Origin of the sequence: Micrococcus sp. HSID17227 (genome assembly GCF_003989405.1) — a bacterium.
Lineage (GTDB): Bacteria > Actinomycetota > Actinomycetes > Actinomycetales > Micrococcaceae > Micrococcus > Micrococcus luteus.
Genome location: NZ_RBLN01000051.1, coordinates 1 through 10,841 on the forward strand (window position 1 = coordinate 1; position 10,841 = coordinate 10,841).

Consider the following 10,841-nt stretch of genomic DNA (forward strand, 5'->3'; position numbering starts at 1 on the left):
GCGCGGCCGGTCCGGGTCGGGAGCATCGGGGCGATCAACTCCCATTGGGTGTCAGAGAGCATCTGGAACCGGGACATGTCCCCAGGGTCTCAGCTGACTCGTGCATCTATTCTCAGACACGCCCTAGCCCCGGTGGGGGACTGACCGCACCACCCCTGCCCTGGGTTGCCCATTTCCGGCCCCCGTGGACCCTTCACTGGCTCAACTGGCCGTCAGCCGCACCTAAAGCCCCCGGCCGCGCCCCACCGGTGAGCGCAGGGTCCGCCAATACCTCCGGGTGACAGCGGCACGCAGCCCCGGTACGCCACCGGCCTCACCCAGCAACTGATCAGCCATGCCCGGCCCCGTCGCGCCCGCCTGCGACACGGGGCCGGATGACGGAAAGAAGAACCGATGACCTCCTCACTGACCACCCGCCGCACCTTCCTGGGCGCCTCCGTCGGGGCCCTGGCGCTGGCCGGGCTGGCCGCCTGCGCCGATCCCGTCATCAGCCCCCAACCGTCAGGGCGCATCCTGCCCACCGACCCGCTGGTCGCCGAGTACGAGAAACGACGCGCCGCCTCGGGCACCACCGTCACCCACCGGCTCTCCGCCGCACCCCTCGAGACCTCCCTCCAGGGTCGGGGCCTGACCACCTGGGGATACAACGACGGCCTCAACGGGCCGCTGCTGCGCGCCCAGACCGGGGACCTGCTCAAGGTCAGCGTCGCCAACGACCTGCCCGAGGACACGAGCGTGCACTGGCACGGGCTGGCCCTGCGCAACGACGCCGACGGAGTCCAGGGGGTGACCCAGGACCCCATCGCCGCCGGAGGACGCTATACGTACGGCTTCCGGCTGTCCCATCCGGGCACGTACTGGTACCACTCCCACTTCGACACCCAGCGCGAACGCGCCCTGTACGGGGCCCTGATCGTCGAGGACCCCAACGAGCCCCTCAGCTACGACCAGGAATGGGTCGTGATCCTGGACGACTGGCTCGACGGGATCACCGGAACACCGCAGGACGTCGTCGAGGAACTCTCCGCCGGGATGGACATGTCCGGCGACATGGAGGGCATGGCCGGCATGGCGGGCATGGACCACGGGTCCATGAGCCAGGACAGCTCCTCGGGCATGCCCATGAAGCACATGCTCATGGGCGCTGAGAGCGACTATCTGGGCGGGGACGCCGGCGACGTGAAGATCCCCGTGCACCTGTTCAACGGCCGCCCCCCATCCGACCCGGACACCTTCTCCAGCACCCCGGGCAACCGGATCCGCCTGCGCTTGATCAACGCGGCCGGAGACACCGCCTACCGGGTCGGGATCCCCGGCCAGGAACTGACCATCACCCACACCGACGGGTTCCCGGTCCAGCCCCGCCAGGCCGATGCCGTCGTCCTGGGGATGGGCGAACGCCTGGACGTGCTGATCACCCTCGGCGACCAGGCGGTGCCCGTACTGGCCCTGCCCGAGGGCAAGACCGGCCACGCCTACGGCATCATCGCAGCCGGTCCAAAGACCACGCTCTCCGGTCGGCTCCCACAGACCCTGGGCGGAACCGTGCTCGATGGCAGCCGACTGAAGGCACACGAATCCGTCCTGCTCCCACCCAAGGACCCGACCACGACCCACGGGGTACGCCTCACCGGATCGATGATGGAGTACGACTGGGGCATCAACGGGCGACGCTTCGACCCGGCCAACCCCTTCGAGGGCGCCTTCGAACTCCGGTTGGACGAACGCGTGCGGGTCACGATGACCAACGACACCGACATGTGGCACCCCATGCACCTGCACGGCCACACCTTCCAGCTGGCCGACCATGGCGCCCGCAAGGTCACGGTCATCATCAAACCCCGGCAAACCATCGTCTTCGACTTCGAGGCGGACAACCCGGGCCAGTGGCTAACCCACTGCCACAACGCCTACCACGCCGAGGCCGGGATGATGGGCGTCTTCTCCTACATCCACTGACCCTCCCGCCCGGCCCACACCCCTCCATCCACGGGGGCATCGCACGGTGGCCGCCCAGGAAAGAACATGCCTTTATCGCTCACCCCCACCCACCGTGCCCAGCCCGCCCGAGACCTCTGGCCCGGCACCCCCGTCCTGACCCGTAGGAGGAAAGGGTCTGCCGTGAGTTTGGTTGACATCTGATCTGTGGTCCCGGGAGGGACTGCTGGAAGGATGACCCCATGCCCGCTGCATACCCCCGAGAGTTCCGCCAGGACGTGGTCGCGATCGCCCGTAAGGGTCAGATGCCGATCGCGCAGGTCGCGAAGGACTTCGGCATCGCCGAGTCCTGCCTACGGCGCTGGCTGGCCCAGGATGATGTCGAGGCCGGGATCCGGCCCGGCATCACCAAGGCTGAGAACGAGGAGCTGAAGGCTCTCAAGCGCCGCAACCGCGAGTTGGAGATGGAGAACGAGGTCCTACGGCGTGCGGCCGCGTATCTGTCCCAGGCGAACCTGAAATTGGGTCAGTCCCCAAAATGACCTATCCCGTCGTGAAGGACCTGGCCCGCGACGGGATTGCCGTGAAACTCTCCTGCCGGGTCCTCGGGTTCTCCCGTCAGGCCTACTACCAGTGGCTGGCCGAACCTGTCAGCGAGCGGGAATGGTCCGACGCGCATGCCGCCAACGCCGTCCTCGATGCCCATGCCGATGACCCGGAGTTCGGATACCGGTTCCTGGCTGATGAGCTCCGCGGCTGTGGCCTGGCCGTGTCGGACCATCAGGTGTTGAAGGCCTGTCGGCTCGTGAAGGTCCGCTGCTGCCACTCGATCCGTCGCGGCTCGGGCAAGCGTCCTGGCCCTGCCGTTCATGATGATCTGGTTCGTCGTGAGTTCGCCGCTGAGAAGCCGAACCAGCTGTGGCTCACGGACATCTCAGAGCATTGGGCCGGGGATTCCAAGCTCTATCTCTGCGCGGTCAAGGACGTGTTCTCGAACCGGATCGTGGGCTACTCGATCAATCGGCGGATGAGCTCGCAGCTGGCCGTGGACGCCCTGCAGATGGCTCTGGGCCGGCGTGGAGGCAAGGCCGAGGTGCAGGGTTGCCGGGTGCATTCGGATCGAGGATCGCAATTTCGAGCCAGGCGGTTCGTGGAGACGCTCCGGGTCAACGGCCTGGTCGGGTCGATGGGCAGGGTCGGTGCTGCTGGGGACAACGCGGCAATGGAATCCTTCTTCGCGCTGTTGCAGAAGAACGTGCTGAACCGGCGTCGCTGGCAGTCCTTCGACCAGCTCCGGCTCGCGATCGTGAGCTGGATCGAGCGGACCTATCACCGCCGTCGTAGGCAGGCCCGTCTCGGGAAGCTCACCCCTGTCGAGTTCGAGATGGTTCAATCAGTCCAGGCGGCTGCCGCCGCCTGATAACTCGTGTCAAGCAAACTCATGGCAGACCCTTCTCACGCGCCTGAATCTCGCCGTCATGGATCGACAGCACCTCGGTCTGTGCGCCAGCCCGCTCCAGAAGCGCCGCGCAGGCTCTGACTGACCGACATCAGGAAGCACTTCACGGCTGAGGAGAAGCTCTGTCTCTGCGCGAACAAGGCCGTCGCAGGCCGCGGCGGTGCAGCCGTGGTGGCTGGGTGCCTGGTGCACGAGGACCGGGGCTCGCAGTTCCGATCTGGCCTATTTCAGGACGCGCGCACCCGTCATGGGCTGATCGGCTTCGTACTCGACGTCCTGACGCGCGGTTCTGCCGGCCGGTCGGCCTGATCCCGCGCTCCGGGTGATCACGGCGTCGGATCGAGCCTGACAGGTCAGCGTCGGCGCCGTGGTGGATGGCATGCACCACCCCCACGAGCGCCGTGTCGCGTTCAGCACTCTGGTGGGCCTACCTGCCCCCTCACTCCGCCAGGAATTCCAGCAGGATCCGGTTGAACTCCTCGGAGTGGCTGATGCTGAAGCCGTGCGGGGCATCCTTGACGAGTTCGACGCGGCTGCCGTCGATCGCCTTGTGCGTCCGCTTGCCGGAGCCCTTGAACGGCACGATCTGGTCGGCGTCGCCGTGCAGGACCAGGGCCGGCACGGTCACTGCCGGCAGGTCGCGGCGGAAGTCGGTGGCCCCGAACGCGTCCATGCAGGCCAGCGCCGCCGTCTGGTCGGACTGCAGCGCCATCCGGATGGCCTCCTGGCGCTGCTCCTCGGTGACCTTGAGGCTGCTGGTCAGGCCGGCCAGCTTGGGGGTGGAGAAGAACGTCGTCGTGAAGTCGTCGAAGAACGACTCGCGGTCCTTCTCGAGACCCGCGCGCATCTCGGCGGCCTGCTTCTCGGTCAGCGGGCCGTCGGGGTTGTCGTCGGTCTTCAGCAGGTACGGGGGCACCGCGCCGGCGAACACCACCGAGTGGATCCGGTCCGCGCCGAACCGGGACATGTAGCGCGCCACCTCGCCACCGCCCATCGAGAAGCCCACGAGCGTCACGTCACGCAGGTCGAGCTCGGTGAGCAGACCGTGCAGGTCGGCGGTCATCGTGTCGTAGTCGTACCCGCCGGCGGGCTTCTCCGAGGCACCGAAGCCCCGCCGGTCATAGGTGATCACGCGGTAGTGCGGGGACAGGGCTGCGACCTGGTCCTTCCACGAGTCGAGGGTCAGCGGCCAGCCGTGGATGAGGACCACGGGACGCCCGTGGCCGGCCTCCTCCACGTTCAGTCCGATCGTGCCGTGGTCCGTGGGGATCTGCATGAGGGTCATGTGCGTCTGCCTTCCTGTGCTCTCGGGGGACGACGGCGGCGCTCGGCCGCCGCTTCCTCCTCACGCTAGGCACGCGCTCGGCACGTGTCAGGCTTCGGTCTCCGCCATCCTGCGCAGCGTCAGCGCGTTGAACGCGGCGTGGCCGTGGTTGTCGTTGTTGAAGTAGACGTAGGCGGGGCGCGCGCCCGCCGCGTCCGCGCCGGTCAGCTCCCGCAGCCGCTTCACCCAGGGGGAGAGCTCGGCGTCGGAGAACGAGCCGCCGTAGCGCCAGTCCGGGTCCGCGTTGTGGAAGCGCACGTAGGCGAGGCGCCCGGTCGCGCGCAGCACCGGCTCCCGCCCGGCGATCACCGAGACCACGAACCCCGCCCCGTGCCGGTCGAGGAGGTCGAACACGTCCTCGTCCAGCCAGGACTCGTGCTGGACCTCCACCGCCACGCGCACCCGCTCGGGCAGCAGGCCGAGGAACCCGGCGAGTCGGTCGTCGTCGCGGTGCAGGTTGGCCGGCAGCTGCAGCAGCAGCGGCCCGGCGTGGTCACCGAGCAGGTCCAGCGTGTGCACGATGCGCTCCACCCAGTCCTGCGGCTCGTTGAGCTTGCGGTAGTGGGTCAGGTAGCGGGAGGCCTTGACGGCCATCTCGAAGCCGGCGGGCAGGCGCTCGCGCCAGGCCTCGACGGTGCTGTCCGCCGGCCAGCGGTAGTGGGAGCCGTTGAGCTCGACCGTCCGGAATCGCTCCGTGTAGTGGTCGAGCTGATCGGCGATCCGCAGCCCCTGCGGGTAGAAGGTCCCGCGCCAGTGCCTGTAGGTCCAGCCGGAGGTCCCGATCCGCACGTCCATCCCCCGACGATAGCCCCGGCACGGGTTCCCGGGTCTTGCCTTGACCCGCCGCGGCAGGCGTAGCGTCCCGCTGATCATCGCGGTGGCTCAGAGGTACGACCGGAAGATGGGCATCGGCTCCCTGATCGCCACGATGCTCCCGTCCTCGATCGCCTTCCTGCCCGCGTGCACCGGCATGGTCATCGGCTGGATGCGGCTGGACCTGCCGATGGGCCCGAATGCCCCGGTCCAGTGAACGCCGTGACCGGCCCGGCGCCCGCCCGCCTGCCCGTCCACTACTGTGACCAGGAATGGACACGACGCGATTCGACGACGACCTGCGCGCGATGCTCGACGAGGTGGAGTCCGACCGCCGCGGCGAGCCCTCCGACTACCTCGAGGACGTCGCTGGCCAGCATGTGGACGGCCTCGCCGTGGCGGTGTGCACGGTGGACGGCCACCAGGCCGCCGCCGGGGAGACCGAGCACGCCTTCGCGCTGCAGTCGGTCTCCAAGGCCCTCACCTACGCGGTGGTGCTGCAGGAGATCGGCCTGGACCACGTGCTGGAGCACGTGGGCGTCGAGCCCTCCGGTGAGTCGTTCAACCACCTGTCCCTGCACGACGACGGCCGGCCGTGCAACCCGCTGATCAACGCCGGCGCCATCCTGGTCCACTCCCTCCTGCCCGCCGGGGACGAGGACGAGCGGACGGCCCTGCTGCTGCGCCGCTACAGCGCGCTGGCCGGCGTCGAGCTGGAGGTCAGCGAGGACGTCCTCGACGCCGAGCGCACCCGCGCCGACCGCAACCTGGGCCTGGCCCACCTGCTCGCCGACGCCGGCCGGCTGCCCATCTCGGCCCGCGAGGCCGTGGCCGGGTACCTCGCGCAGTGCTCGGTCCTGGTCACCGCACCCCAGCTGGCCGTCATGGGCGCCACCCTCGCCGCTGGCGGCACGAACCCCGTGACAGGGGAGCGGGTGCTGGACGAGTGGGTAGCGCAGCAGGCGATGTCCGTGATGCTCACCTGCGGCATGTACGACGCCAGCGGCCAGTGGGTGGCCGAGGTCGGCGTGCCCGCGAAGTCCGGCGTCTCGGGCGCGCTGCTCGGCGCCGTGCCCGGGGCCCTGGGCATCGCCACGTGGTCGCCGCGCCTGGACGAGCAAGGTAACTCCCGGCGTGGCATCGGGTTGTTCGAGGGGCTCAGCGCACGCTGGGACCTGCACGTGCTCCAGCACCGTGGCGCCCTGCGCGGCCTCAGCGGGCCCCGCTGACCCCGCGTTGACGCCTAGCCGCCGCGGCGCCGTCGTCGCGTGGGCCACGCCGCCGACGACGCCGCGCCCCGTCCCTTGTCACCCTCTGGCGCTCGCCTCGTAGCATCGGGCCCATGACCACTCCAGAGAAGAAGGACGACGCCCCCGCGATCCCCGTGCGGGACTCGCAGCTGGCCCACGACGACCCGCGCACCCGCCACCCGAAGCTCCGCGTCGCCAAGCAGCGCCAGCCCGAGCCGGGCCTGGACGTGAAGACGGATCCCGTCCCGGACATCGGTCTGGACTCGTACCGGGGGATGGGCCGGCTGACCGGCCGCAAGGCCCTGATCACCGGCGGCGACTCCGGCATCGGTGCCGCGGTCGCCATCGCCTACGCCCGTGAGGGCGCGGACGTCGCCATCGCCTACCTGCCTCAGGAGCAGCCCGACGCCGACCGCGTCCTGGCGGCGATCGAGGCGGCCGGGCGCACCGCCGTCGCGTTGCCGGGCGACCTGATGGACGCCGACTACCGTGCCTCCCTCGTGGACGAGGCCGCGCAGCGCCTCGGCGGCCTGGACATCCTCGTGAACAACGCGGGCAAGCAGTTCATCTCCGATGACCTGACCGATCTCACCGACGAGCAGGTCCACGAGACGTTCCAGATCAACATCATGTCCATGTTCACGCTCAGCCGCGCCGCGCTGAAGCACATGGGCCCGGGCAGCACGATCGTGAACACCACCTCGGTGCAGGCCTACAACCCCAACCCGAGGCTCCTCGACTACGCGGCCACCAAGGGCGCCATCAACAACTTCACCAAGGGCCTGGCCGAGCAGCTCGGCCCGAAGGGCATCCGTGTCAACGCGGTGGCGCCCGGGCCCATCTGGACGGTGCAGCACGTGTCCTACGGTGAGCCCGAGGAGAAGTTGCCCGAGTTCGGCCACAGCACCCCCATCGGCCGCGCCGGCCAGCCCGTGGAGATGGCGCCCGCCTACGTGTTCCTTGCCTCGGGCGAGTCCAGCTACGTCAACGGCGAGACCCTCAACGCCAACGGCGGCACGCCCACCCCGTGACCGCCCGCCTCCTCGCCGACGTCGACACCGGCATCGACGATGCCTGCGCCCTGCTTTACCTCGTGGGCGCCCACCGCCTCGGCGCCGGTCCCGAGCTCGCGGCCGTCACCACCACGGGCGGCAACGCGACCGCCCGGGACTGCGCCCTCAACACCGCCGCGGTGCTGGACCTGGCCGGTCGGGCCGACGTCGAGGTGGCCGTCGGTGCCGAGACCCCGCTGCGCCGCCCTGCGGTCACCACCCCGGAGACCCACGGCGACGGCGGTCTCGGCCATGCCCGGATCGTTCGGCGCCCCGAGCGGCTCTCGTCCCGGCCCGCCGTGGACGTGTGGCTGGACGAGCTGCGGGCCCACCCCGGGGAGACGACGATCCTCTGCACCGCGCCGCTGACGAACCTGGCCCTCGCTCTGCGCGCCGAGCCGCGCCTGCCGTTCCTCGCCCGCGGCATCGTGATCATGGGCGGCTCCTTCTATCATCCGGGCAACACCACGCCCACCGCCGAGTGGAACACCTGGGTGGACCCGGACGCCGCGAAGGAGGTGTTCACGGCCTTCGAGGGCCTGCCCGAGGATCGCCTGCCGGTGGTCTGCGCGCTCGAGACCACGGAGCGGATCGAGTACACGCCGGCCCTGCTGGACGGCCTCCTGGCCGACGCCGGGGCCCACCCCGTCGGCTGGTCCGCGGACCGACCGCGGGTCGCCGGGCCGGACGCCGCCACCGGCAGCCCCGTCCTGGACGTGCTCGCCGACGCGCTGCGCTTCTACTTCGAGTTCCACCACGACTACGACCAGGGCTACATCGCCCACCTGCACGACCTCTTCGCCGCCCAGGTGGCCGCGGGCCAGGCCCGCATCGCCACGCGGGCCACCGTCGTCGACGTCGAGGCGGACTCGGAGCTGCTGCGCGGCACGACCGTCCACGACACGCGGGACATCTGGGGCAGGCGCCCCAACGCCCGGCTCGTCACGGCCAATGACCCCGCTGAGGTGTTCGCGGCCTTCGCCCGCGCGGTGGGCGCCGTCGTCGCGGGGGAGCGGACGTCCGACGGCGGCGCCCCGGCCCGGTGACCGCCGTCGGGAATGCCGGCCGCCCGCGCGCGGTTGCATCCGACGCATCCGCCCGACCCCGACCTTGCAGGAGCTCCCTCATGACCAGTGTGCCCACCGTCCCCTTCCACGACGGCCAGCAGATCCCGCAGCTCGGGCTCGGCGTGTGGCAGGTCGAGGACGACGTCGCCGCCGACGTCGTCGAGCAGGCGATCCGCGCCGGCTACCGCCACATCGACACCGCCGCGATCTACGGGAACGAGGAGGGCGTGGGCCGCGGCATCGCCGCGTCCGGTGTCGCCCGCGAGGAGCTGTTCCTCACCACCAAGGTGTGGAACTCGGACCAGGGCTACGAGGAGGCGCTCGCCGCCCTCGACGCCTCGCTCGACAAGCTCGGCACCGACTACGTCGACCTCTACCTCATCCACTGGGCCAAGCCTGCGCAGGGGAAGTACGTGGACACCTGGAAGGCCCTGATCGAGGCGCAGAAGCAGGGCAAGGTGCGCTCGATCGGCGTCTCCAACTTCCCGGCCGCCCAGCTCGAGGAGATCATCGAGGCCACCGGTGTGGTGCCCGCGATCCACCAGGTCGAGACCCACCCGTACTGGCAGCAGCGCGAGCTGCGCGAGGTCGAGGGCCGCCACGGCATCGTCCACGAGTCCTGGTCCCCGCTCGGTCAGGGCGGCGACCTCCTCGCCGATCCCGTGGTCACGGAGATCGCCGAGGTCCGCGGCGCGACGCCGGCCCAGGTGGTCATCGCGTGGCACCTCGCCCAGGGCTTCGTGGTCATCCCCAAGTCCGTGACGCCCGAGCGCATCGTCTCGAACCTCGAGGCCGCGGGGGTGGAGCTGACCGCCGACGACGTCGCCCGGATCGACGCCCTCGACCGCGAGGACGGCCGCCTCGGCCCCGACCCGGCGGTCATCGACTTCTGATCCAGCCGCCACCGCGCGCACCCGGCCCGTCCCCCTGGGGGCGGGCCGGTGATAGTTTTGCTCGAGAATGCCCGGTGGCCGCCGCGCCGCCCGGGCGCATCTGTCCAGGCACTCCACGGAAGGCATGCACCATGTCCCACCAGGCTCCCCCCGCCGATGCGTCGAAGGCCCGCGCGCCGCGGACCGCCGTCCCGGTGACCCCGCAGACCCGCGCGAGCTCGCTGACCGACCTGCTCGGCGCCGTCGTGCGCCTGTTGCCCCTGCAGATGAAGGACGAGCTCGCGCTCGCCAAGGGACACGTGGCCGCGAAGGGCAAGAAGGCCGGCATCGGCGCCGGCGTCGCGGTGGTGGGCCTGTTCTTCCTCGCGCTCATGGTGGTCGCCCTCGTGGTGACGTTGGTCGGCGCCTTCGCCGACCCGAGCTTCTGGTTCCCGGCGCTCATGGTGGCGCTCGCGTTTCTCGTGCTCGGCCTGATCTTCGCCGGCGTCGGCCTCGTGATGGTCAAGGGCGCCATGCCGCTCGTGCCGCAGGAGACCGTGCGCAACCTCGAGTACGACCTCGGCTACCTCAAGGAGGGCAACGCCTTCGACCCGGCCGAGTACGACCGCCTCAAGGCGGAGCGCGCCGAGGCCAAGCGTGTCGAGGCCGCCCGTGAGGCCGAGCGGAAGAAGGTGGAGAAGGAGGAGAACAAGAAGGCCCGCAAGAACGGCGAGGCCGCTCCCCACCCGGACCGCGACGACGCCACCGAGGCCGAGATCCGTCGCCGTGCCGACCTGCGCCGCCGCCACCTGGGCGACATCCGCTCCGGCCTGGACGAGAAGACCAACGTGAAGGGCCAGCTCGCGGCCTTCGCCGCCCAGCGCAAGGGTCGCGGCGTCACCCCCGAGACCACGCACGCCACCGAGCAGACCGCGCCGTTCACCGGTGCCGCCCGCGCGGGGGAGCGGACCGCCGAGGCCGAGGACTACGTGAAGGACCACTGGCAGCCGCTCGCGCTGCTCGGCGCCTCCTCCGCCGCGTTCGTGGCGCTCGCCGGCCGCCTGCG

The 10,841-nt window shown here is 70.4% G+C and carries 9 protein-coding genes and 1 pseudogene; 8 read left to right on the plus strand and 2 right to left on the minus strand.

Annotated elements, in window-relative coordinates; translation table 11 throughout:
• The first annotated feature begins 393 nt into the window (after positions 1-393).
• Positions 394-1,959 (plus strand): multicopper oxidase family protein, encoded by a 1,566-nt coding sequence (locus tag D8M29_RS04625; protein WP_060974119.1) that lies wholly within the window; start codon positions 394-396, stop codon positions 1,957-1,959.
• Between the two features lie 221 nt (positions 1,960-2,180).
• Positions 2,181-3,358: pseudogene (locus tag D8M29_RS04630) on the plus strand (IS3 family transposase).
• Between the two features lie 478 nt (positions 3,359-3,836).
• Here D8M29_RS04630 and D8M29_RS04640 read toward each other — a convergent pair.
• Both D8M29_RS04640 and D8M29_RS04645 read right to left on the minus strand, forming a co-directional pair.
• Entirely contained in the window at positions 3,837-4,682 is an 846-nt protein-coding gene (locus D8M29_RS04640; protein WP_010079170.1) for an alpha/beta fold hydrolase, read from the minus strand.
• Positions 4,683-4,769: 87 nt separating this feature from the next.
• Positions 4,770-5,516, minus strand: a complete 747-nt coding sequence (locus D8M29_RS04645; protein WP_044659465.1) for a DUF72 domain-containing protein — start codon at positions 5,514-5,516, stop codon at positions 4,770-4,772.
• Between the two features lie 40 nt (positions 5,517-5,556).
• On the opposite strand from D8M29_RS04645, the gene D8M29_RS04650 reads away from it, so the two are divergent.
• The 6 genes from D8M29_RS04650 to D8M29_RS04675 all read left to right on the plus strand — a co-directional run.
• Positions 5,557-5,751, plus strand: a complete 195-nt coding sequence (locus tag D8M29_RS04650; protein WP_255351321.1) for an AbgT family transporter — start codon at positions 5,557-5,559, stop codon at positions 5,749-5,751.
• A gap of 55 nt (positions 5,752-5,806) precedes the next feature.
• Complete coding sequence (gene glsA / locus D8M29_RS04655; RefSeq protein ID WP_060974229.1) at positions 5,807-6,763, plus strand: glutaminase A; 957 nt, start codon at positions 5,807-5,809, stop codon at positions 6,761-6,763.
• Between the two features lie 113 nt (positions 6,764-6,876).
• A complete protein-coding gene (locus D8M29_RS04660) occupies positions 6,877-7,815 on the plus strand; it encodes an SDR family oxidoreductase (RefSeq protein WP_036314031.1) in 939 nt (312 codons plus the stop codon).
• Positions 7,812-8,882 carry a nucleoside hydrolase gene (locus D8M29_RS04665; RefSeq protein ID WP_061866740.1) on the plus strand — a complete coding sequence of 357 codons (1,071 nt, stop codon included), beginning with the start codon at positions 7,812-7,814 and terminating at the stop codon, positions 8,880-8,882. The genes D8M29_RS04660 and D8M29_RS04665 overlap by 4 nt, the downstream gene beginning before the upstream one ends.
• An 80-nt stretch (positions 8,883-8,962) precedes the next feature.
• Complete coding sequence (locus D8M29_RS04670; protein ID WP_060973449.1) at positions 8,963-9,796, plus strand: aldo/keto reductase; 834 nt, start codon at positions 8,963-8,965, stop codon at positions 9,794-9,796.
• Between the two features lie 131 nt (positions 9,797-9,927).
• Positions 9,928-10,841: phage holin family protein (locus D8M29_RS04675; protein WP_060973448.1), on the plus strand; the 914-nt coding region annotated here is incomplete at its 3' end.